Genomic DNA, 23296 nt, shown 5'->3' with positions numbered 1-23296 from the left:
AGCTGCCCCCCAAGGGGGCGCATTTTGCCTTGGGACGGCCCGGCGGCAAAATATGTACGCACTGCAACCACAAGGGGAATAAACACAATGAAGCGCTTGACCTTGACCTTCGGCGCCAGCCTGCTGGCGCTGGCCGCGGGCGCGGCTTCTGCCCAGAACATCCGGATCGGCCTGCAGGAAGATCCGGACGTGCTCGACCCGCACCGGGCGCGCACGTATGTGGGCCGCATCGTGTTCACGTCGCTTTGCGACAAGCTGATCGATATCGATCCCAAGCTGCACTTCGTGCCGCAGCTGGCCACCTCGTGGTCATTCAGCCCGGACAACAAGGTGCTGACCTTCAAGCTGCGCGAGGACGCGCTGTTCCACGATGGGTCCAAGTTCGACGGCGCTGCCGCCAAAGCCAACCTGGAGCGGGCCATGTCCTTGCCGGACAGCCTGCGCAAGGGCGAGCTGGCTTCGGTGGAAAAGGTCGACGCGCCCGACGCCACGACCCTGGTGCTGACGCTGAAAAAGCCCGACGCCACTTTGCTGGCCCAGCTGTCCGACCGCGCGGGGATGATGCTTTCGCCCAAGACGTTCTCGGACGACGTCGCGGCCGTGGGCCGCAAGCCGGTGTGCTCCGGGCCTTACAAGTTCGTCGAACGCATCCAGAACGATCGTATCGTGCTCGAGAAATTCGACCAGTACTACGATGCCAAGGATTTCGCCTTCAAGCGCGTGACCTTCCTGCCGATTCCGGATACCACCGTGCGCCTGTCCAACTTGCGCGCGGGCGACCTGGACATGCTGGAACGCCTGAATCCATCCGACGTGCCGCAGGTCAAGTCCGACGCCAGCCTGACCTTCGCACCGGTGGCGGGCCTGGGCTTCCAGCAGTTCATGTTCAACGTGGCCAATGGCAAGCGCGCGGAAGACAATCCGTTCAAGAACAAGCTGGTGCGCCAGGCGTTCCAGTACGCCATCGACCGCAAGGCCATCAGTGAAGTGGCCGGCGGCGGCATCTTCGATCCGGCCCAGCAGCCGTTCCCTCCGGCCAGTCCCTACCACAGCGACAAATTCCCTCCGACCCAGCGCGACGTCGCCAAGTCCAAGGCCCTGCTCAAGCAGGCGGGCTTTGAACGCGTGAAGGCCGAGGTCATGTTCGGCAACAACACCACGACCTCGTCGATCGCCGAGATCGTGCAGGCCATGGCGTCCGAGGCGGGCTTCGATCTATCCCTGCGTCCGACCGAATACGCTGCCCTGCAGAAGGAATCGGCCGGCGGCAACTTCCAGGTTGTGATGCTGGGTTGGTCGGGCCGGGTCGATCCCGACGGCAACATCCATGCTTTCGTCACCTGCAAGGGCGCGTTGAACGATGGCCACTACTGCAACCCGGAAGTGGACAAGCTGTTGAACGAAGCCCGCACCGTGCCGGACGAGGCCAAGCGCCGCGCCATCTACGACCAGGCGCAAGTCATCATCCAGGACGAATTGCCCGGGGTGTATAACTACTACCAGCCTTGGCCCTTCGCCATGGCCAAGAAGGTCAAGGGCTTCACTCCCTATCCCGACGGCATGATCCGCCTGAAAGGCGTGACGTTCGCGCAGAAGTGATCGTGGCGCGGCAGTTACGCGCCGCGCCAGCCGGACGCGCCTTGCGCGTCCGGTTGTCGTTTGCGGCGGCGGGGCGCCGCGGTTTATTCTCCGGCCCCCGTCCGCCGTTCCTGTCTTACGGTTTCTCATATGCTTAAACTCATCTTGCGCCGCGTGATCGTCGCGATACCGACACTGATACTGGTGTCGATGATCGTCTTCATGCTGCAGAAAATCCTGCCCGGCGATCCGGTGTTGACCCTGGCCGGCGAAGAACGCGATCCGGCCGTCCTGGACTACCTGCGGGAAAAATACCGTCTCAACGATCCGCTGCCCGTGCAGTACGCCGCCTGGGCCGCCCAGGTTGTGCAGGGCGACCTAGGCAAATCGCTGCGCACGGACGTGCCCGTCACCACGCTGATCGGCCAGAAGCTGCCGGTCACGCTGCAATTGGCCGCCATGGCCATGTTCTTCGCGCTGCTGATCGGGATTCCCATGGGGATCATCGCTGCCGTGCGCAAGGGCAAGCCCGTAGAAATGGGCGCCAATATCGCCGCGCTATCCGGCATGTCCATTCCCAACTTCTGGCTCGGCATCATCCTCATCATGGTGGTGTCGGTGCAATGGAAGCTGCTGCCGGCCTCGGGCTATGTGTCGCCCTCGGAGGATTTCTGGCTGTCGATCAAGACCATGCTGATGCCGTCGCTGGTCCTGTCCACGGCCATCGCCGCCTACCTGATGCGACATACGCGGTCGGCCATGCTTGAAGCTCTGTCGGCCGACTATGTGCGCACCGCGCGCGCCAAGGGCGTGTCGCCGCGCAGCGTGGTGCTGCGCCACGCCTTGCGCAATGCGCTGATGCCCATCGTCACCCTCGTGACGCTACTGTTCGGCGAATTGCTGGCCGGCGCCGTGCTGACCGAGCAAGTCTTCACCATTCCGGGCTTCGGCAAGCTGGTGGTCGACGCGGTCTTTACGCGCGACTACGCGGTGGTGCAGGGCGTGGTGCTCTGCGTGGCGGTGGGCTTCATCATCATGAACCTGCTGGCCGACATCCTCTACATCCTGGTCAATCCCCGCCTGAGGCACTCATGAGCGCAATTCCTGCAACGGCCGCTGCCGTCACGCCGCCCCGCAGCCGCAATCGCGCCTGGGCCAAATTCAAACGTAATCACATCGCCATGCTGGGCCTGGGGATCGTGCTGTTCTTTGTCGTGGTGGCCATCCTGGCGCCGCTGATCGCCAGCCACGATCCCTTCCAGACCAGCTTCACCACCATCCGCAAGGCGCCCTCGGCATCGTACTGGCTGGGCACGGACGAACTGGGCCGCGACATTTTCAGCCGCATGGTCTATGGTGCCCGCGCTTCCCTGATGGCGGGTCTGGTGTCCGTCCTGATCGCGCTGGCGGTGGGTGTGCCGTTCGGCCTGGCCGCCGGCTATTTCGGCGGTTGGACCGACAGCGTCATCTCGCGCGCCACGGAAGCGCTGCTGGCGATTCCGTTCCTGATCCTGGCCATTGCGCTGGCCGCTTTCCTCGGCCCCAGCCTGACCAATGCCATGATCGCCATCGGTGTCTCGGCCGCGCCCAAGTTCATCCGGCTCACGCGAGGGCAGGTGCTGGCGGTCAAGAACGAGGACTACGTGCAGAGCGCGCGCGCCCTGGGCGCATCCGACCTGCGCATCATCGGCCGGCACGTGTTTCCCAACGTGATGCCGCCCTTGATCGTGCAAGCCACCATCACCATCGCCACCGCCATCATCGCCGAGGCCAGCCTGTCGTTCCTGGGCCTGGGGCTGCAACCCCCGAACCCGTCCTGGGGGTCGATGCTGAACACGGCCAAGAACTTCATGACCCAGGCGCCCTGGATGTCGATCTTCCCCGGATCGGCCATTTTCCTGGTGGTGCTGGGCTTCAATCTGCTGGGCGACGGGTTGCGCGACGCGCTTGATCCGCGCCAGGAAAAGTAATCACCATGGCAACAACAATGGACCCCAAGCGCGTCGTCCAGGTCAATGACCTGACCGTGCGCTTCAAGACGCCCGAACGCACCGTGGAAGCGGTGCGCAAAGTCTCCTTCCACGTCGACCGCGGCGAAACCCTGGCCATCGTGGGCGAATCCGGTTCCGGCAAATCGGTCACGTCGCTGGCGCTGATGCGCCTGGTCGAATACGGCGGCGGCCGGATCGTCAATGGCGGCATGCTGCTGCGCCGGCGCAACGGCGAGGTGCTGGACCTGCTCAATGCGCCCGACAGCACGCTGCAGCGTGTGCGCGGCGCGGACGTGGCCATGATCTTCCAGGAGCCCATGACGTCGCTGAATCCCAGCTTCACGGCGGGCAACCAGATTGCCGAGGCCCTGCAACTGCACCAGGGGCTGGACGCGGCCGCGGCCCGCGCCGAGACGCTGCGCATGCTGGAACGCGTGCGCATCCCCGAGGCCCGCGCCATCCTGGACCGCTATCCGCACCAGCTTTCGGGGGGCATGCGCCAGCGCGTCATGATCGCCATGGCGTTGTCGTGCAAGCCCCAGTTGCTGATCGCCGACGAGCCGACCACGGCCCTGGATGTGACCATCCAGGCCCAGATCCTGCAATTGATCCGCCAGTTGCAGGAGGAAATGGACATGGGCGTGATCTTCATCACGCACGATATGGGCGTGGTGGCCGAAGTGGCCGATCGCGTGCTGGTCATGTACCGCGGCGACAAGGTCGAGGAGGGCGGTTCGGACGAAGTCTTTGCGCGTCCGCAGCATGCCTACACGCGCGCGCTGCTGTCGGCGGTGCCGCGCCTGGGCGCCATGCAGGGCACGGACGAGCCCGCGCCGTTTCCGCTGCTGCGCGTGGACGACGGCGCATCCCGGCCGCAGGCGCCCGCGGAGCCGGTGGCGGCGGCTTCCACCGTGCGGCGCGAGAACGGTCCGGTGCTGAAAGTCCGCGGCCTGACGACCAGTTTCGATATCACCGGCGGTATTCTCGGCCGGGTGCAGAAGCGGGTGCACGCCGTGGAGAAAGTCAGCTTCGACCTGTATCCGGGCGAGACCCTGTCGCTGGTGGGCGAGTCCGGCTGCGGCAAGACCACCACGGGCCGCTCGCTCCTGCAACTGGTCAAGAGCAAGGCCGGCAGCATCGAATTCGACGGCAAGAACATCGGCGCCTTGCGCGGCAGCGCCATGCAGACGCTGCGCCGCCACATCCAGTTCATCTTCCAGGACCCGTTCGCCTCGCTGGACCCGCGCATGACCGTGGGCTATTCCATCATGGAGCCCTTGCTGATCCACGGCGTGGCCCGCGGCAAGGCGGCGCAGGACCGTGTGCGCTGGCTGATGGACAAATGCGGGCTGCTGCCCGAAATGATCGACCGCTATCCGCACGAGTTCTCGGGCGGCCAGCGCCAACGCATCTGCATCGCCCGCGCCCTGGCGCTGAACCCCAAGGTGGTGATCGCCGATGAGTCCGTCTCGGCGCTGGACGTGTCGATCCAGGCACAGATCGTCAATCTGCTGCTGGACCTGCAGCGCGAGCTGGGCGTGTCGTTCCTGTTCATTTCCCACGACATGGCGGTGGTTGAACGCGTAAGCCATCGGGTGGCGGTGATGTATCTGGGGCAGATCGTCGAAATCGGCCCGCGCCGGGCCATTTTCGAGAATCCGCAGCATCCCTACACCAAGAAGTTGATGGCGGCCGTGCCCATCGCCGATCCGCAGCGCCGCCACCGCGAGCGGTCCTTGCTGGTGGACGAGATCCCCAGCCCGATGCGCAAGCTCGGCGACGATCCCCTGGTGGAGCCGCTGGTCGCGGTGGGCGAGGGCCATTTCGTGGCCCGCCACCCGATCGGGGTGTATTGAGGCAGGGAGAGGCATGCCGGCGGGCGCCGCGCCGGCATGTCGGGCCAGCGGGCTAGCGCTTCTCCAGCGCCAGCTTCAGCCCGAAGGCGATGAATACCGCGCCCGTCATGCGGTCCAGGCCGCGCATCACGGCGGGCCGCGACAGCCAGCGTGCCAGCGGGCGCGTCGCGGCCACCAGCACGGCGAACCATAGAATGCCCAGCACGGCGTGTATGCCCGCCAGCAGCAGGCTGAAGCGCAGCACGTCCGCGCCCGCCGGAATGAACTGCGGCAGGAAGGTGATGTAGAAAATCCCGATCTTGGGATTGAGGGCGTTGGTCAGGCAGCCGCGCATGAACCAGCCGCTGGCGCTGGCGGCCGCGGCCGGCGCGGGCCGGGCGGCGGCGCCATGGGCGGCCTGTTTGCCGGCCCGCGCGCCCCACAGCAATTTCACGCCCAGATAGAACAGATACAGCGCGGCGCAGATGCGCAACGCATCGTAGGCCAGGGTCGATACCAGCAGCAGCGATCCCAGGCCGAATGCGGCCACCGCTCCCCATGCCAGGCAGCCCGTGGCGACGCCCAGTCCCGCCATGAGGGCGCGGTGGCTGCCTTCCACGGCCGCGGTGCGCAACACCAGGGCGCTATCCATGCCGGGAGTGATAGTCAGAATGGCGGCGGCCAGCGTAAAGGCGAGCAGGGCGGCGTTGGGAGTCATGGGCGGGGTCCGGTGACAAGGGGGGCGAAACGCAGAGATTCAGTGTAGCGCCGCAGCGAGGGCGCGCGCGGCCATCGGGTACGGTGCGGCAGGCGTTATCATGGCGGCCTTCAGCAATTCGCCACATTCAACGGATTTTTGCCATGGCCCTGCGCGCCACCATCTACAAGGCCGAGCTCAACGTCGCCGACACCGACCGCCACTATTACGGCAGCCACTCGCTGACGGTCGCCCGCCACCCCTCGGAAACCGACGAGCGCATGATGGTGCGGCTGGTCGCCTACGCCCTGCATGCGCAAGAGGAACTGGCCTTCACCAAGGGACTGAGCGACACCGACGAGCCCGACCTGTGGGTCAAGGACCTGACCGGCGCGGTCAAGCTGTGGATCGAAGTCGGCCAGCCCGAAGAGCGCCGCATCTTGCGCGCCTGCGGCCGCGCCGAGGAAGTCATCGTCTATTGCTACGGCGGCTCCGCCAGCAAGATCTGGTGGGACGGTGTGAAGAACAAGCTGGAACGCACCCGCAACCTGAAGATCGTCAACCTGCCGTCCGACCAGAGCAAGGCCCTGGCCCAGCTGGCCGAGCGCACCATGCGGCTGAACGCCAACATCTCCGATGGCGTGGTGTACTTCTCGGCCGACAAGGGCGAGGTCAGCATCGAGCCGGAAACCTGGCGCTAGGCGTGCCGCGCCGGCCGCCTCAGCCGCAGGCGTCGGCGGACGGGTTCGCCGGATCCGCGCAGGCCCGCCAGCGGGCCTCGTCCATCGCGGGCACCAGCAGCACCCGGCTCATGGGGTCTGAATACCAGAAGATCCGGCCGGGCTTGTCGTTCATGGCCTGCCACACGCGTGCCTGAACGTCCGCCGCGAGCGGCGCGCGGCCCTTGGGGTCGGTTACGCCCTGGGCCAGGATGGTCTGCGTGCGGGGATCCCAGGATTGCATGTCCGAGTCGTTCACCGGTATTTCGTCGGCGATGCGCACGATGCGCCACTCGTTGCCCGGAACCTCGGCTGACAGGCTGCCCAGTTCTTCCCGTTTCAGCGCGTAGGGGCGGGAGTCCCGCGCCGCAGTCTCGATATCGGCATAGGACCTGTCGCTTTCCCCGGGAGAGTAGCGACGCAGATAGCGCTGCTGCGGCTGGCCTTCGGCGTCATAGGCCTGGACCCGGAAGGCGCCGCCCTGCGCGGTGCTGTCGATGGCGCGCAGCAGGCGACCGTCGGCGTCGCGCGCATAGAAGCGGCCGCCTTGCGGCTCTTGCGCGCTGCCGCAACCCTCGTTGATGAAGGCGCTCAGCGCGCCCCGGGCGTCGCGTCGCAGGCAGGTCTGGCGGCTTGCCGCGTAGGCGGCGGGCCGCCGGTACTCCGTCTGCTCGTATTCGACCACGCGCGTCAGGGCGCCCGCGGCGTCGTATTCCAGCGCGTAGCCGCCGGACAGGAAGGGCGCGGCGCCCTGGGCGTTGCGCGGCGGCAGCTCATAACGTTCGGCGCGGCACAGCCGGCCGTCGGCATCGAAATAGAGGCGCGCGGGCGCCTGATCGACGCCGTCCAGCTGGTAGGCGGACCAATCGACCTTGTCCATCCAGGTCCGCGGCAGCGGGTCGCCGGTCTCGTCCACCCAGACCGGCGTGTTACGGGCGGCAACGCGTTCGCCATGCAGGCCCAGCAGGACGCGGTCGTCGCCCAGGCCGGCCGACACGGGCACGGCCTTCAGCGCCACGGACGCGGTGAAATCGACGGGAGCGGGGCCGCAGGCCGCCGCGCCGCCGGCATAGGCGATGGCGCTCAGGGCAAGGGCAAGGCGTTCAAGCATATTGCAGCGCATCCATGAACTTCACCAGGTCCCAGAACTCCCTGGATACGCCGCCCAGCCGCAATTTGCCGTCGCGGTCCTCGAACAGCAGGAAGGGATAGGCATTGCGCTCCAGGGTGCCGGCCTGGGGCAGGCGGTAGGGCTTGAAGACTTCCGGATTGTTGAAATAGGGCTCTAGCCGGCCGTCGCCGTCCACATGCATGTAACGGACGCGCAGTACATGTTTCTGGTACTTGGCCTGGGTCTCGGGGAAGTCGCCGCCGTCGCCCGCCACCACCGAGTCGGCCAGGGCGGCCAGGAAGACGCGCGCGAAGCCCGCAAAGTGGATTTCGCCGCTGGTGGAGTCGCCGCGCGCCTCGCCCAGCGTTTTGACTAGCTGGGTGGCGCGGGAGCCTGGCACGATGGTCCGCGCGAACAGGCTGTCAATATCGGCCGCGGCCGGGTCGGGAGACTGCCGCAGGCGCAGGAGGTCGGCGCGGAAGTCCGCCAGCCATTGCCGGTAGCGGGCGTTCTCCGCCTGCAGGTCGAATGGCTGGGCGCCGGCGGCGCCGCCACAGAGGCTTAGCAGGAAGGCCAGGAGCAGAAGCCTGGCCTGTTGCAGCCAGCCTGAGGGCACGCGGATAGGGTGTTCCATAGGCTGGCGATCATATCGTTCAAAATGATGCTATTTTGGTGCAGAGCGTGACAGAATGTCAGTCATGGTCACCGGCATGACCATACCGATAATCCGTGTTGAATCAGGTCCAGAAATGCCCACACCAGGTGACGTTCCCCCTGCATCTGCGCGCGCCGGCTGCGCGGAAAATGTGCAAACCGGGCTCGACGGTCCCCTGGACCGGCTTGCGCGCCTGGCCAGGCGGCATTTCGGCGTGGATATGGTGCTGGTGGCCTGCAGCGATGCCGATGGCGTCTGGCAGGCCCACGCAGGCGCGCTACCCGCCGCTTGCGCCGAACCGGGATCCCTTCCTTTTTCCGTGGATTGCCCGCTGCGCGCGGCCGATGGCCGGCAGATGGGCACGTTTCGCCTCCTGCATGGGGCGCCACGCGAATTCGCTGACGATGACCTGGACGCACTGCGCGATTTTGCCGAACTGGCGGCCGCCGCCGTGGAGAAGCGCCAGGCCCTGGCGGAGGAACGGGCAGCGGAAGACAGCTGGCGGGACGAGGCGCGCAATCTGTCCATGGCCATCGCGGGCAGCGGCACCGGCATCTGGGACCGCAACGTCGTAACCGGGGAGATCACGTACTCACCGGGCTGGAAGGCGTTGCTGGGGTACGCCGAATCCGAAGTCACCAATCGCATCGAAGACTCCTACAAGCGCCTGCACCCGGACGACGCCGACTATGTGCGCGCCGCCATGCAGGCGCATTTCGAGGGCAAGACCGAAAGCTACGAGGTCGAACACCGCATCCTTTGCAAGGACGGCAGTTACAAGTGGATCTGCAGCCGGGGCAAAGTCGTCAGCCGCGATGCCGAGGGCAGGGCCTTGCGCATGATGGGCACCACCACCGACATCAGCGCCATGCGCGCCATGTCCGAGCGCCTGCGGCGCACGGCCGACCTGTTGGTAAACCTGACCGACGCCGTGCCGGGCATGGTGTTCCAGTGCGGCCAGCGGCCCGAGGGCGGGTCGCGCTTCCTGTATGTCAGCGCGGGCATCTGGGACATGTTCGAACTCACGCCCTACGACGTGCGCGTCAGTCCCGCGGCGATCGAGCAGCGCGTCCATCCGGAGGACTTGGCTACCTATCACGCGTCCCTGCAGGCCGCGGCGGCGGCGCAGACGCCGTGGCACCTGGAGTTCCGCGTCTGCCTGCCGCAGCAGGGCCTGCGCTGGCGCCAGGGAGATGCCAGCCCCCGCAAGGGGCCGGACGGCACCGTCGTATGGCATGGCTTCGTCACCGACATCACGGACCGCAAGCGGGCCGATTTCGAATTGCGAGAACTCGCCGCCACCGATGCCCTGACCACGCTGCCGAACCGGCGCCACTTCATGTCGCGCATTGCGGCGGAACTGGCTCGCATCAAGCGGCAGGGCAGCGATTGCGCTGCCGTGCTGATGTGCGACCTGGACCATTTCAAGCGCATCAACGACACCTGGGGACACGCCATTGGGGACGGGGTGCTGCAGCACTTCGCCAATACGCTGCGGGCCCAGTTGCGCGCGGTCGACCTGGTGGGGCGCATCGGCGGCGAAGAATTCGCCGTGGTGCTGCCGGATACCGACATCGAACGCGCGCACGCCTTTGCCACCCGCGTGCAGCAACGCATCGCTGCCGCGCCGTTTTCGCTCGGCGACGACCGCCACATCCCCCTGACCGTCAGCATCGGCATTTCGACCATGCACACGCTGGACGCGGACGCCGAACTGGCCCTCAGCCGCAGCGATCGCGCCCTCTATTACGCCAAGCAGCGCGGGCGCAATCGCATCGAGGCGGCCCCCTCAGTGTTTTCCCGATAGAACAACCCTCAATTGCATTTGTTCCATTGACGGTACATTAGGACACTCATAGAGTTCCCGTCATGGGAACCTCACTACCGCTTCCGAAGTACCACCAGATCTATCTCGTCCTGCGCGAACAGGTGCAGGAGGGGCGTTTCGATCAGGATGGCGTGCCAGGAGAGCACGCGCTGGCAGACCAGTTCGACGTGGCCCGCATCACCATCCGCAAAGCCATGGAAATGCTCGTCGCCGACGGTCTGGTGTCGCGCCGGCCCGGCCTGGGCACCTGGCCGCTGCGCGCGCCGGCGAGCCCGTCCAGCGCGCCTAAATCGAATCCGCAGCAGAAGGCGCATCTGACCGGGTTGCTGGAAAACATCGTCAACATGGGCCTGCGCACCTCGGTGCGGGTTCTGGACAGCACCCTGGTGTCGGCGCCGCCGGTCGTGGCCGAGGCGCTGGACCTCGCGCCCGGCGCGCCCGTGCACAAAAGCCTGCGCGTGCGCAGCACCGAGGCCGGCCCGTTGTCCCACATCACTACCTATGTGCCGCAGGCGGTGGCCGATTTCACCCGCGAAGACCTGGAGCGCGAACCCTTGCTGATGCTGCTGGAGGCAGCCGGCGTGGAGTTCGGCGGCGCCACGCAGACCATTTCGGCGCGGCTGGCCGATGCGCAGGTGGCGCGTCACCTGGACGTGGCCGTGGGTTCGGCGCTGCTAGCCGTGACGCGCATCGTGCGCGATGTGGACGAGCGGCCCGTGCAATTGCTGCAGGGCCTGTACCGGCCGGATCGCTATCAGTACCAGTTGCAGCTGTCACGCGTCGGCAGCATCGACGCCAAGGTCTGGGTCAGCGAAGAGCTGTCCGCCCAATTCCATTGAACCCTCGGAGATCGCCCATGAATTCGCGCCGCACTTTCCTCTATCAATCCGCCGCCGCGGCCGCCCTCGTGTCGGCGCCGTGGGTGGTCCGCGCCCAGGGCGCCAAGCCTGTGAAGGTCGGGATCCTGCATCCGGTGACGGGCGCGCTGGCCTATTCGGGCCAGCAATGCCGCTTGGGCGCGCTGCTCGCGATCGAGGACATCAACAAGGCCGGCGGCATCAAGTCGCTGGGCGGCGCGCCGCTGGAGGCCATGCTGGGCGATGCGCAGTCGCGGCCCGAGGCGGGATCCGCCGAAGTCGAGAAGATGAACGAAGCGGGCGTGTCGGCCATCGTCGGCGCCTACGCATCGGCAATCTGCCTGGCTACCACCCAGACCGCGGCCAAGTACAACCTGCCGCATGTGGTGGATGTGGGCGTGGCGGATCAGATCGTCGAGCGCGGCCTGAAGAACACCTTTCGCTTCGGCCCGGGCTACCGCGCCTGTAGCGAACGCGCCATCACGGACCTGGCGGCGCTCAACGATGCGGCGGGCAAGCCGGCCAAGACCGTGATGATCGTGCACGAGGATTCGCTGTTTGGCACCGGCACCGCGGCGCTGCTGTCCAAGGCGCTGCCGCAGCACGGCTTCGAAGTGAAAGACGTGGTCAAGCACCCGAACCCGACGCGCGACTTCAACAACATTGTGCTGCGCATGAAGTCCCTCAATCCGGACATCGTGATCCCGGCCAACTACTACAACGAATACGCATTGCTGCTGCGCGCCATGAAGCAGCAGAAGGTGCAGCCCAAGGCGATCTACTCCGTGTTGGGCGGCGCGGCTTCCAGCTACAAGTTCCTGAAGGAATTCCCCGACATCGCCAACGGCATCCTCGACTGCAACCACTGGTTCAATCCCAAGGATGCCCGCGTGGCGCCCCTGAAGGCGCGCGTGGAGGAGAAGGGCGCTTACTTCAGCTACGAGGTGTTCATGACCTATACCTCGGTGCTGTTGCTGGCCGATGCGCTGGAGCGCGCCAAGTCGGCCGATCGCGCCGCCATCATCGACGCGCTGGCTGCCAGCACGTTCGCCGATCACCTCATGCCTTACGGTCCGACCAAGTTCGTGAACGGCCAGAACACAGGGGCGCAGCCCCTGCTGACGCAAGTGATCGGCGGGGACATCAAGGTGGTCATCCCTGCCGATTACCGCCAGGCCGACGCCATTTTCCCGCTGAAGGCCTGAGCGTGCTTGATCCCGCCATCCTTTTTTCCTCGGTGCTCAATGGCCTGACCACGGGCGCGGTGTACGCACTGATCGCCCTGGGCCTGACCTTGATCTACGGCGTGCTGCACATCATCAACTTCGCGCATGGCGCGGCGTTGATGGTGGCGCTGTATGCCGTGTACCTGCTCAAGGATCGCCTGGGCATCGACCCCTATGCCGCGTTGCCGCTGGTGGTGGCCGGCATGTTCGTCCTGGGCTATGCGCTGCAGCGCTATGTGATCAACCGCGCCAGCCACGGCAAGGACGAGAACATCCTGCTGGTGACGCTGGGCCTGGCCATCGTGCTGGAAAACCTGGCCCTGGTGTGGTTCAAGTCGGACACGCGCACCATCGACACGGCCTACACGCTTGCTACCGTCGAGATCGGGCCAGCGATGATCGCCTTGCCGAAGATCATCGCCTTCTGCGGCGCGCTGGCGGTGGCCGCGGTGCTGTTCTGGATCATCCGCAGCACGGACCTGGGCCGGGCAATCCGCGCGGTGGCCAAGGAAAAGCAGGGCGCCAAGCTGATGGGCATCGACGTGGAAAAGGTCTACGCGCTGTCATTCGGCATCGGCATGGCTTGCCTGGGAGCGGCGGCGTGCTTCCTGTTGCCCGCCTATTACGTGAATCCGCAGGTAGGCGGCGGTTTCGTCCTGGTGGCCTTCACCATTGTGGTGCTGGGCGGCATGGGCAGTTTCGTAGGCGCGCTGGTCGGCGGCTTGCTGATCGGGGTAGTGGAATCCATCGGGGGCCTGTTCCTGGGCGACTCGCTGGGCCAGATGGGCATATTCGCGATCTTCATCGCGGTGCTGCTGTTTCGCCCGCAGGGGCTGTTCGGGGCGAGGGGCTGACCATGGGCAAGGATCTATTGACTATCGCGTTGTTCGGCGCGGCGCTGGCGGCCGCGGCCGCCTTGACCGAATCGGGCGTGGCGTTGACGTTCGTGATGATGTCGCTGTACGCGGCCCTGCTGTCCCAGGCCTGGAACATCCTGGGCGGATATGGCGGCCAGCTGTCGTTCGGCCATGCGCTGTTCTTCGGCGTGGGTGCCTATGCGCAGGCACTGGGGCAGCTGAACCTCGGCATCAATCCCTGGCTGGCGCTGCCCATGGCGATCGCGCTGGGCGCTCTGGTCGGACTGGCGGTGGGCGGATTGACCTTCCGCTACGGCCTGAAAGGCTCTTATTTCGCGCTGGTGACGTTGGCGTTCGCGGAAGTGTTCCGCATCCTGGCGCTGTCGGTGTCGTTCACCGGGGGCGGGGTGGGACTGATGGTGCCGCTGCAGGAAGGCCTGGCCAACATGCAGTTCGGTTCGCGCCGGGGTTACATCTATCTGCTGCTGGCCTTCGTGCTGCTGGCGCTGGCCGTCACGGCCTGGCTGCGTCATTCGCGCTTTGGCGCTTATCTGCAGGCCGTGCGCGACAACGAGGACGCGGCGCGCGCCGTCGGCGTGAATCCGCTGCGCGTCAAGCTGGGCGGGATCGCGCTGTCGGCGGCCTTCATGAGCGCGGCGGGCGCCTTCTACGTGCAGGTGTTCCAGTACATCGACCCGGGCATCGCCTTCGGCTCGGCGGTGTCGGTAGAAGCGCTGGTCGGCGCCATCGTGGGCGGACTGGGCACCCTGTGGGGACCCGTGCTCGGTGCGGTCACCCTGCACGCGTTGAGCGACCTCACGCGCAACCTGTTCGGCGAATTGCCGGGCATCAGCATGGTCATCTACGGGGTGGTGCTGATCGTGATCGTGATGTTCCTGCCGCGCGGCATTACTGGCAGCGGCCAGGCGCTGAGCGGCCTGTTCCGGGCAAAGGAGCGCGTCCGTGTCTGAGATCCTTCTGCAAGCGCGCAATCTTTCCATCACATTCGGCGGCCTGAAGGCGGTCCAGGACGTGAGCCTGGACGTGCGCCAGGGTTCGCTGACCGCGCTGGTCGGTCCCAATGGCGCGGGCAAGACCACGTTGTTCGGCCTGCTGTCCGGATTTCTCAAGCCGGGTTCCGGTTCGGTGCATTTCGCGGGCAGCGACATTACCGGCCGTCCGCCCCACGAGTCAGCCCGGCTGGGGCTGACCCGCACCTTCCAGATCGTGCAGCCCTTCGGCGCGCAGACGGTGCGGCAGAACATTGCGGTGGGCGCGCATTTGCGGCTGGGCAACCGCCGCGAGGCGCTGGAAGCGGCCGAGGCCGTCGCGGCGCGGGTCAACCTGCAGTCCTTGCTGGACCGGCCGGCGGCGGACCTGACCGTGGCGGGACGCAAGCGCCTGGAACTGGCGCGCGCTCTGGCAACGCGGCCGCGCCTGCTGCTGCTGGACGAGGTGCTGGCGGGGCTCAATCCGAGCGAGATCGACGAGATGATACCGGTGGTGAAAAAGCTGGCCGACGACGGCGTGACCGTGCTGATGATCGAACACGTGATGCGCGCGGTGATGAGCCTGGCCGAACATGTGTGGGTGCTGGCGCAGGGCCGCTTGATCGCCTCCGGCACGCCGGGCGAGGTCACTCGCGACCCGGCGGTGGTCGAGGCCTATCTGGGCCAGGGCGCGGCGGCCAGGCTGGCCGCGCAGGGGGCCCCGGCATGAGCGCGCTGCTGGAAGTCCAGGGACTGCGCGCCGGCTACGGCCGCATGGAAGTGCTGCGCGGCGTCGACCTGCGGGTGGACGAGGGTGAGATCGTGGTGCTGCTGGGCAGCAATGGCGCTGGCAAGTCCACGCTGAACAACACCGTGTGCGGCCTTTGCCGGCCCTGGGGCGGCGCGGTGCGCTTCGAGGGCCAGGACCTGACCGGCCGCCACTACCGCGACGTGGTCAAGGCGGGCTTGATCCAGGTGCCGGAAGGGCGGCGGGTGTTTCCCAACCTGAGCGTGCGCGAAAACCTGGAGCTGGGTTCCTTCACGCGGGCGCGCGAACGGCGCGCGGCCAACCTGGACAAGGTGCTGCAGATCTTCCCGCGCTTGCGCGAACGCCTGGGGCAACTGGCCGGCACCATGTCGGGCGGCGAACAGCAGATGCTGGCGATCGGGCGCGGCCTGATGGCCGAGCCGCGTCTGCTGATCCTGGACGAGCCCTCGCTGGGCTTGTCGCCGCTGATGGTCGAAGAGCTCTTCGGCCTGATCGGACGCCTGCATGGCGAGGGGCTGGCCATCTTGCTGGTCGAACAGAATGTGGGCCAGTCCCTGGAAACGGGACAGCGCGCCTATGTGCTGGAAAACGGGGCGGTGCGCTATAGCGGCGCCTGTCCGGAATTGTTGGCCAGCGACGACGTGCGCCGCGCTTACCTCGGGATGTAGCCATGGCTGAGCCTCAAACGCTGGCCCAGAAGCTGATTGCGGCGGCTTGCGGCCGTTCTTCCGTCGCCGAGGGTGAAATCGTCACCTGTGCGGTAGACCTGGCCATGTTCCATGATTCCAGCGGTCCGCGCCGCCTGCAGCCCATGCTGCAGGAGCTGGGCGCGACGTTGTGGGATCCCTCGAAAGTGGTGCTGGTCATTGACCACTATGTGCCCGAATCCGACGACGAGTCGCGCCGCATCGTGCGCATTGCCCGCAACTGGGCGGCGGGGCAGCAACTGCCCAATGTGTATGACTCGGTCGGCATCTGCCACGTGGTGGTGCCGCAGCATGGGCATATCCGTCCTGGTATGTTCTGCGTCGGCGGGGATTCGCATTCGCCCACTGGCGGCGCCTTCGGCGCCTATATGTTCGGCATCGGCAGCACTGAAATGCTGGGCGTGGCCGTCACCGGGCAGATCTGGGTGAAGGTGCCCCAGACCCTGATGATGCGCTGGAACGGCCGGCTGCCCGCGGGCGTGACGGCCAAGGACATGATGTTGCGCATGATCGGCCGCTATGGCATGAACGGCGGCCGTTACCAGGCGGTGGAATTCTGCGGCGAGGCAGTGCGCGCGCTGTCCATGCAGGAGCGCATGACGCTGTCCAACATGAGCGCGGAACTCGGGTCGCAGGTCGGCCTGATCGCGCCGGATGAAACCACCGCCGCGTATCTGCGGGAGGCCGGTGTTACCGGCGAGCTGGACCTGGGGCGTTGGCGCAGCGACGAAGGCGCGCAGGCGGAATGGCACGATTTCGATGCCGCGGCGCTGGCGCCGCAGGTTGCTGCGCCCCACAGTCCGGCCAATGCGCGCGACGTGGACCAGTATGGCAATGTGCCGGTGGAGGTGGCCTACATCGGCGCCTGCACCGGGGCCAAGCTGGAGGACTTGCGCGCCGCGGCCAGCGTGCTGCGCGGCCGCAGGCTTGCTGCCGGCATGCGCCTGATGGTGGCGCCGGCCAGCCAGAAGGATCAGGCCCTGGCCGAACAGGAAGGGGTGATGCAGGTGCTGCGCGACGCTGGCGCGGACGTGTTCGCCACGTCCTGTGGCGCCTGCGCGGGCTACGGCGGCTCGATTCCCGATGGTGCCAACGTCATTTCCACCACGGCGCGCAATTTCAAAGGACGCATGGGCTCCGAGACGGCGCAGGTCTACCTGGCCTCGCCCTATACGGTGACAGCCTCGGCCGTCGCCGGCCGCATCGCCGATCCCCGGGAGTTCATGGCATGACCGAGCAGTCTACGACGCACCGCGTCTGGCGGGTGGGCGCGGATATCGACACCGATGCGCTGGCGCCGGGCGCCTACATGAAATTCGGCATCGACGAGATTGCCCGCCATTGCCTGCAACGGGTGCGGCCCGAATTCGCCGCCAACGCGCGGCCGGGCGACGTGCTGGTGGCCGGTCCCAACTTCGGCATCGGTTCCTCGCGCGAGCAGGCTGCCGCGGCGCTCGTGCGCCTGGGCATTGCCGCGGTGGTGGCGCCGTCCTTCAACGGCCTGTATTTCCGCAATGCCTTCAACGTAGGCCTGCTGCTGCTGACCTGCGAGCAGGCCGAAACCCTGCAAGAGGGCGAACGCATCGTCCTGGACCCCGCCGCCGGCCGGATCCGCCGCGCCACGGGCGGATCCGCGGCGTTGCAGTGCGACACCGTGCCCGGCTTCCTGTTGGAAATGGTGCAGGCCGGCGGACTGCTGAATCTGCTGAAACAGCGCAAGACTCATTAGGAATCACATCATGCTTGATCCCGTCACACTTGCGGTCCTGAAGGGCCGCCTGGAACAGATCGCCGACGAAATGGACGCCACGCTGTATCGCAGCGCGTTCAACCCCATCATTGCCGAAGCCCACGACGCGTGCCATGGCATGTACGACGCGGCCACCGGCGCCACGCTGATACAGGGCAAGTCCGGGCTGCCGGTGTTCGTGGGCGCGATGGCCTTTGCCGTCAAGGCCGCGGCCAAGGCGGCCGCCGAGCGGGGCGGCATGGTCGACGGCGATGTCTGGCTGTTCAACGACCCCTATGAAGGCGGCACCCACGCCAACGATTTCAAGCTGGTGCGTCCGGTGTTCCGCGGCGGCAGGCTGTTCTGCTTCCTGGCGTCGGCGGCCCATTGGCACGACGTGGGCGGCGCGGTGCCCGGCAATTACAACCCCGCCGCCACGGAATGCTGGCAGGAGGCTGTGCAGATACCGCCGGTGCGCATCGTGCGCGCGGGTGTGCTGGACCAGGACGTATTGGCTATCCTGAAAGCCAACACTCGATTGCCCGACAGCCTGTGGGGCGACCTGAACGGGCAACTCGCGGCGCTGGAACTGGGCGCGGGCCGGCTGGACGGGCTGCTCGACGAGTACGGCGACGCCACTGTGCTGGAGTCCCTGGACACGCTGCGGGAACGAGCCCGCCGCCTGATGCGCGATCACATCTCGCGGCTGCCTGACGGTGAGTACGCCTTCGAGGACATGCTGGACAACGATGGCGTGCGCGATGAGCCGCTGCGCATCGCGCTCAAGCTCAAGGTCCAGGGCGACCGCCTGATGCTGGACTTCACCGGCACTTCGCCGGCCTGCGCCGGCCCGGTGAATATTTCGCGCGCCACGGCCATCGCGGCGTGCTACGTCGCGTTGAAGCACTTGTTCCCGGATGTGCCGGCCAATGCCGGCGTGCTGGATGCGGTGGAGGTGGTGCTGCCGGAAGGCCTGGTGATTTCGGCGGACCGTCCGCGCCCGGTCGGCGGCTATACGGAGACCATCCTGCGCATGATCGACGTCATCTTCTGCGCCATGGCCCAGGCAGAGCCGGCGCGCGCGCTGGCCCAGGCCTACGGCACCATCAATGCCTTGTCGATCGCCGGCTACCGCAGCGATCCCGCGCGGCGCGGCCAGCGCTGGGTGATGTTCAGCTTCTTTGGCGGCGGCCACGGCGGCCATTCCGATGGCGACGGCCTCAGCCACGGCAACGCGCCGATCTCCACGGCCACCATCCCGCCGCTGGAAATCCTGGAAGCGGCCTACCCGGTGCGTTTCACGCAATGGGCGCTGCGTCCGGATTCGGCGGGCGACGGCGCGCACCGGGGCGGATTGGGCGCAATCTATGAAATCGAACTGCTGGAAGACAGCGCCGAGGCATTCATCTTCGGTGAACGCGGCAAGAGCGCGCCCAAGGGCATTGCCGGCGGCAAGGAGGCGGCGCTGAACGTCTTCCGCTATCAGCAGGACGGCGGTTGGCATTCTCCGCCCATGAGTTCAAAGATGCTGGGCATCCAGCTCAAGCGCGGCGATCGGGTGCGCCTGGAAACGCCCGGCGGGGGCGGCTATGGCGAGCCCGCCGCGCGCACGCAGCAAGCGCGCGAGCACGACCGCAAAATGGGTTACGTAAGCGGCAATCTGAAGGAGCAGGCGGCATGAGCGCGGCACAAGGCTTGGTGGTGGGCGTGGACGTGGGCGGCACGTTCACCGACATATTCGTGCTGGACGAGGCGGGCGGCACCGCTCGCGTGGTAAAGGTGCCTTCCACGCGTGGCGAGGAAGCGCGTGGCTTCATGAACGGCATTGCCCGCGTGGCCGACGGGGCCGACGCCATCGGCACCATCGTGCACGGCACCACGGTGGGCACCAATGCATTGCTGGAGCGCAAGGTGGCGCGCACCGGCATCATCACCACCGCGGGTTTTCGCGACGTGCTGGAAATGCGGCGGCGCGACCGGCCGCAGACCTGGGGCCTGCGCGGCAACTACGAGCCCGTGGTTCCCCGCGATCTGCGCCTGGAAGTCGAAGAGCGGGTGCTGGCGGACGGCACCGTGCATACGCCGGTGAACCTCGCCCAGGTCGAGGCCGCGGCCCGCCAGTTGCTGGAGCAGGGGTGCGACGCGGTCTGCCTGTTTTTTGTCAATGCGTATGCCAACCCGATCAACGAGGCGCAGGCAGCGGCCTGCGTGCGCGCGCTTTGGCCCAACGGCAACGTGACGGCAGCCACCGAGGTGCTGCCGGAAATCCGTGAATTCGAACGCTGCTCCACGGCGGTGCTCAATGCCTCGTTGCAGCCGGTGGTGGGCGGTTACCTGACCCGGCTGGAGTCGGACCTGAAGGAAAACGGCTTCGGCGGAGAGTTGCTGGTGGTGCAGAGCAATGGCGGCGTGATGTCGCGCCAGACGGCCTGCGACGTGCCGGTGCGCACGGCGCTTTCCGGTCCGGCCGCGGGCGTGATCGCCTGCGCCGCCATCGCGCGGGCCGCCGGCTTTCCCAACGTGGTCAGCGGCGACATGGGGGGCACCTCGTTCGACGTGTCGCTGGTGGCGGACGGGGAGGCTTCGCTCTCGGCCCAGACCGCCATCGATTTCGGCATGGTGGTGCGCGCGCCCATGATCCAGATCGAAACCATAGGCGCGGGCGGCGGCTCGATCGCGAGCGTGGATGCGGGCGGCCTGCTCCAGGTGGGCCCGGAGTCAGCCGGCAGCGTGCCGGGGCCGGCCTGCTATGGCCGGGGCAATACCCGGCCCACCGTCACCGACGCCAACGTGCTGTTGGGCCGCATCGCGGCCGAGCGTCCGCTGGGCGGCGGTCTGCTGGCCACCATGGACGTATCGCTGGCGCGAGCCGCCATCGAGGAGCACGTGGCCAAACCGCTGGGCCTGGAGGTGCATGCCGCGGCCGAAGCCATTCTTACCGTGGCCAATGCCAAGATGGCCGGCGCGATCCGCGTCGTGTCCATCGAACGTGGCCATGACCCGCGCAAGTTCGCCTACATGCCCTTTGGCGGCGGCGGCGCGTTGCACGTCTGCGCCATGATGAACGAAGTGGATGCGGTGCGCGGCATCGTGCCACGCTACCCCGGCGTGACCTCGGCCCTGGGCTGCGTCATGGCCGACATGCGGCACGACGGCGTGCAGACGTTGAACGTGGCGCTGAGCGCACTGGATGCCGAGGACCTGCTGGCTCGCATCGACGGCCTGGCCCAGGCTTGCCAGGAGCGGCTGGATTCCGCGGGCGTGAGCTTTGAAGGCATACGCGAAAGCATCGAGCTGGACATGTTGTACGTAGGCCAAAGCCATACCGTGCGGGTCGAAATCGGCCGAGACGAACTGAACCGCGCGGGGATCGAAACCGCCTTTGACCGGGCCTACCGCGCCGCCTTCGGGCGCAGCCTGGACGGTATCGCGGTGCGCATCCTGAACTTGCGTTATGCGCGTATCGGCCAGCGACCCAAGTTCGACCTGGCGCTGCTGGCGCCGACTCGCAGCGAGATGCCGGCTGCGCTGGGAACGCAGGCGGTCTTTCATGGCGGCCAGTGGCACGACGCCGTGCGCTATGCGCGGCTGGACCTGCCGGTGGGCGCCGAAGTGGGCGGTCCCGCCATTCTTGAACAGCCGGACACCACGATATGGATCGAGCCGGGCTTTGCCGGCCAGGTCGATTCGCTGGGCAATCTGCTGATTGCCCGCCAGCCTTCCCCGGAGAGCGCCAATGTCGGCCTTTGATCCCCGCAGCACCGCGCTGGTCATCATCGACCTGCAGAACGACTTCCTGGCGCCCGGCGGCGCCTATGACCGCGGTGGCGCGGTCAGCCCGCAGGCACGCGCCTTGCCCGCGCGCGTGGCGCCCGTGGCCCGCGCGCTCAAGGCACGGGGCGGTTTCGTGGCAGCCAGCCAATTCACGCTGTGGCCGGACGCACATGGCGAACCCATGATCTCGCCGCATCTGCGCCAGTTGCGGCCCTTCCTGCGCAAGGGCGATTTCGTCGCCGGCTCCAAAGGGCAGGCCAATGTGGCCGAACTGGACGGGCTGGTGGATGTATCGGTCTGGAAAGTGGCGTATTCCGCTTTCTTCAATACCCAGTTGGACTGGGTGCTGCGGCGCGCCGGCATTTCCAGCGTGGTGCTTGCCGGCATCGTCACCAACGGCGGCGTCGCGAGCACGGCGCGCGACGCCCATATGCGCGACTATCACGTGGCGGTGCTGGCCGATGGCTGCGCCGCGCCCACGCCGGCAATGCACGACGCCTCCCTGGCTGACTTGCGCACCGTAGCGGACGTGCTGTCCTGCCAGGACTTCCTGGACAGGCTGGCCTCGTGAGCGCGCCGCAGGTCCTGCGGGGCAAGGCGCCCGGCGCGGATGAGATGCATGTGCCGGTGGCGATCATCGGCGCTGGCGCCTGCGGCTTGACCGCCGCACTGCGTTTGGCCGACGCCGGCATCGAGACGGTGCTGATCGAACGCGACGCCGCGCCCAGCGGCTCCACCGCGCTGTCGTCCGGCTTCATTCCTGCGGCGGGGTCGGCGGTGCAGCGAGCCGCCGGCATTGAGGACGACGCGCAGCGTTTTGCCGACGACATCCAGGCCAAGGCCGGCGGCGCGGCCGCCCCGCATCTGGTTGCCGCCTACACGGAGGCGGCCGCGGCCGCGATGGATGGGCTGGCAAGCCACGGGCTGGTCTTCGAGGTACTGGACGGCTTTCTGTACCCGGGCCATTCCGCCCGTCGCATGCATACGTTGCCGGAGCGCACCGGCGCGGCCCTGGTGGCCGCGCTGGAGCGCGCCGCGACTGGCGCCGGCGCCTATCTGCTGACCCGCGCACTGGCTCGGCAGATCTGGACGGATGGCGACGGTCGCATCACGGCGGTGGGCTGCGAGCGGCCGGACGGGTCCATGGATGTGATCGGGTGCGACGTGCTTATCCTGGCGTGCAATGGTTTTGGCGGCAATTCGGAGATGGTGGACAAGTATCTGCCGGCCATGCGCGGGGCCGTCTATGGCGGCCATGTGGGCAACGATGGCAGCGCCATCGAGTGGGGCGCGCAACTGGGGGCGCGGCTGGCCGATCTGGGCGGGTACCAGGGCCACGGTTCCTGGGCCACGCCGCAGGGCGCGCTGATTTCATGGGCCGTGATGATGGACGGCGGCGTCCAGATCAACGGCGCCGGACGCCGTTTCCACGACGAAACCCACGGCTATTCCGAGGCCGCCGTGCATGTGCTGGCGCAGCCAGGCGGCGTGGCCTGGAATGTATTCGACGATCGCACGCTGGCGCTGGCCCGAGGCTTTCCGGACTTCGTCGAGGCCGAGGCGGGTCACGCGCTCAGGACCTGCGCGGACGCTACGGCGCTGGCGGCAATGATCGGCTGCGACGCGGACACGCTGCGCGCGACGCTCGCGGGAGTAGCGCCGGGCCTGGCCGATGCGCATGGACGCCGCTTCGAACGCGTGCTGCAAGCGCCTTACCACGCCATCAAGGTCACCGGCGCGCTGTTTCATACGCAAGGCGGCCTGGACATCGACGCGCATTGCCGCGTCCTGGACCAGTCGGGCAACGCCTTGCCCAATCTGCTGGCGGCGGGCGGCGCGGCCCGCGGCGTGTCGGGCAACGATGTGTCCGGCTATCTGTCCGGCAATGGCTTGCTCAGTGCCGTGGCGGGCGGCCATATCGCTGCGGCAACCGCTGCATCGCTACTGGGCCGCCAGCTTTCCTAGGATCTTTCA

The 23296-nt window shown here is 67.1% G+C and carries 21 protein-coding genes; 18 read left to right on the top strand and 3 right to left on the bottom strand.

What is annotated here, in order from left to right:
* Positions 1-87: 87 nt before the first annotated feature.
* The 4 genes from VCS63_RS22355 to VCS63_RS22340 all read left to right on the top strand — a co-directional run bounded on the left by VCS63_RS22355 (position 88) and on the right by VCS63_RS22340 (position 5425).
* On the top strand, positions 88-1599 hold the full coding sequence (locus tag VCS63_RS22355) for an ABC transporter substrate-binding protein (RefSeq protein ID WP_323881045.1): 1512 nt from the start codon (positions 88-90) through the stop codon (positions 1597-1599).
* A gap of 129 nt (positions 1600-1728) precedes the next feature.
* The gene (locus VCS63_RS22350) at positions 1729-2673 is read left to right on the top strand and encodes an ABC transporter permease (RefSeq protein ID WP_042793224.1); all 945 of its coding nucleotides are present in this window, start codon (positions 1729-1731) and stop codon (positions 2671-2673) included.
* Positions 2670-3548, top strand: coding sequence for an ABC transporter permease (locus tag VCS63_RS22345; RefSeq protein ID WP_042793225.1), 879 nt, complete (start codon positions 2670-2672; stop codon positions 3546-3548). The genes VCS63_RS22350 and VCS63_RS22345 overlap by 4 nt, the downstream gene beginning before the upstream one ends.
* 17 nt (positions 3549-3565) lie before the next feature.
* Complete coding sequence (locus tag VCS63_RS22340) at positions 3566-5425, top strand: dipeptide ABC transporter ATP-binding protein (protein WP_063642575.1); 1860 nt, start codon at positions 3566-3568, stop codon at positions 5423-5425.
* A gap of 52 nt (positions 5426-5477) precedes the next feature.
* On the opposite strand, the gene VCS63_RS22335 is transcribed toward VCS63_RS22340, so the two are convergent.
* On the bottom strand, positions 5478-6122 hold the full coding sequence (locus tag VCS63_RS22335; RefSeq protein WP_323881044.1) for a LysE family translocator: 645 nt from the start codon (positions 6120-6122) through the stop codon (positions 5478-5480).
* Between the two features lie 143 nt (positions 6123-6265).
* Here VCS63_RS22335 and VCS63_RS22330 point away from each other — a divergent pair, with 143 nt between their 5' ends.
* Positions 6266-6802 carry a YaeQ family protein gene (locus tag VCS63_RS22330; RefSeq protein WP_042793227.1) on the top strand — a complete coding sequence of 179 codons (537 nt, stop codon included), beginning with the start codon at positions 6266-6268 and terminating at the stop codon, positions 6800-6802.
* A 19-nt stretch (positions 6803-6821) separates the two neighbouring features.
* Here the strand turns inward: VCS63_RS22330 and VCS63_RS22325 are convergent, their stop codons facing one another.
* The gene (locus tag VCS63_RS22325; RefSeq protein WP_323881043.1) at positions 6822-7931 is read right to left on the bottom strand and encodes a hypothetical protein; all 1110 of its coding nucleotides are present in this window, start codon (positions 7929-7931) and stop codon (positions 6822-6824) included.
* Positions 7924-8565 carry a hypothetical protein gene (locus tag VCS63_RS22320; RefSeq protein WP_323881042.1) on the bottom strand — a complete coding sequence of 214 codons (642 nt, stop codon included), beginning with the start codon at positions 8563-8565 and terminating at the stop codon, positions 7924-7926. The genes VCS63_RS22325 and VCS63_RS22320 overlap by 8 nt, the downstream gene beginning before the upstream one ends.
* Positions 8566-8680: 115 nt before the next feature.
* Here VCS63_RS22320 and VCS63_RS22315 point away from each other — a divergent pair, with 115 nt between their 5' ends.
* The 13 genes from VCS63_RS22315 (at position 8681) to VCS63_RS22255 (ending at position 23287) form a co-directional block, all read left to right on the top strand.
* On the top strand, positions 8681-10393 hold the full coding sequence (locus VCS63_RS22315) for a sensor domain-containing diguanylate cyclase (protein WP_175201702.1): 1713 nt from the start codon (positions 8681-8683) through the stop codon (positions 10391-10393).
* A 62-nt stretch (positions 10394-10455) separates the two neighbouring features.
* Positions 10456-11253 carry a GntR family transcriptional regulator gene (locus VCS63_RS22310; protein WP_042793229.1) on the top strand — a complete coding sequence of 266 codons (798 nt, stop codon included), beginning with the start codon at positions 10456-10458 and terminating at the stop codon, positions 11251-11253.
* A 17-nt stretch (positions 11254-11270) separates the two neighbouring features.
* Positions 11271-12476 (top strand): ABC transporter substrate-binding protein, encoded by a 1206-nt coding sequence (locus VCS63_RS22305; RefSeq protein ID WP_042793230.1) that lies wholly within the window; start codon positions 11271-11273, stop codon positions 12474-12476.
* 2 nt (positions 12477-12478) lie between these two features.
* Positions 12479-13351, top strand: coding sequence for a branched-chain amino acid ABC transporter permease (locus tag VCS63_RS22300; RefSeq protein ID WP_042793231.1), 873 nt, complete (start codon positions 12479-12481; stop codon positions 13349-13351).
* 2 nt (positions 13352-13353) lie between these two features.
* Positions 13354-14325, top strand: a complete 972-nt coding sequence (locus VCS63_RS22295) for a branched-chain amino acid ABC transporter permease (protein ID WP_063959801.1) — start codon at positions 13354-13356, stop codon at positions 14323-14325.
* Positions 14318-15073 (top strand): ABC transporter ATP-binding protein, encoded by a 756-nt coding sequence (locus tag VCS63_RS22290; protein WP_042793233.1) that lies wholly within the window; start codon positions 14318-14320, stop codon positions 15071-15073. Before VCS63_RS22295 ends, VCS63_RS22290 begins: the two co-directional genes overlap by 8 nt.
* On the top strand, positions 15070-15780 hold the full coding sequence (locus VCS63_RS22285) for an ABC transporter ATP-binding protein (RefSeq protein WP_042793234.1): 711 nt from the start codon (positions 15070-15072) through the stop codon (positions 15778-15780). Before VCS63_RS22290 ends, VCS63_RS22285 begins: the two co-directional genes overlap by 4 nt.
* A gap of 2 nt (positions 15781-15782) precedes the next feature.
* Positions 15783-17051, top strand: coding sequence for a 3-isopropylmalate dehydratase large subunit (locus tag VCS63_RS22280; protein WP_323881041.1), 1269 nt, complete (start codon positions 15783-15785; stop codon positions 17049-17051).
* Positions 17048-17548: a 3-isopropylmalate dehydratase gene (locus tag VCS63_RS22275; protein ID WP_063642569.1), complete on the top strand. Its 501-nt coding sequence runs from the start codon at positions 17048-17050 to the stop codon at positions 17546-17548. Before VCS63_RS22280 ends, VCS63_RS22275 begins: the two co-directional genes overlap by 4 nt.
* Positions 17549-17558: 10 nt before the next feature.
* Positions 17559-19229, top strand: coding sequence for a hydantoinase B/oxoprolinase family protein (locus VCS63_RS22270; RefSeq protein WP_063959803.1), 1671 nt, complete (start codon positions 17559-17561; stop codon positions 19227-19229).
* Positions 19226-21298, top strand: coding sequence for a hydantoinase/oxoprolinase family protein (locus VCS63_RS22265; protein WP_323881040.1), 2073 nt, complete (start codon positions 19226-19228; stop codon positions 21296-21298). Before VCS63_RS22270 ends, VCS63_RS22265 begins: the two co-directional genes overlap by 4 nt.
* Positions 21285-21893, top strand: coding sequence for a cysteine hydrolase family protein (locus VCS63_RS22260; protein WP_042793239.1), 609 nt, complete (start codon positions 21285-21287; stop codon positions 21891-21893). The genes VCS63_RS22265 and VCS63_RS22260 overlap by 14 nt, the downstream gene beginning before the upstream one ends.
* Positions 21890-23287 (top strand): FAD-dependent oxidoreductase, encoded by a 1398-nt coding sequence (locus VCS63_RS22255; RefSeq protein WP_323881039.1) that lies wholly within the window; start codon positions 21890-21892, stop codon positions 23285-23287. Before VCS63_RS22260 ends, VCS63_RS22255 begins: the two co-directional genes overlap by 4 nt.
* Positions 23288-23296 lie beyond the last annotated feature (9 nt).

It is taken from the genome of Achromobacter sp. D10 (genome assembly GCF_035282245.1).
Taxonomy (GTDB): Bacteria; Pseudomonadota; Gammaproteobacteria; order Burkholderiales; family Burkholderiaceae_B; genus Achromobacter; species Achromobacter insolitus.
Note: the sequence above shows the minus strand (reverse complement) of the source record. Positions and strands in the feature narration are given on the sequence as shown.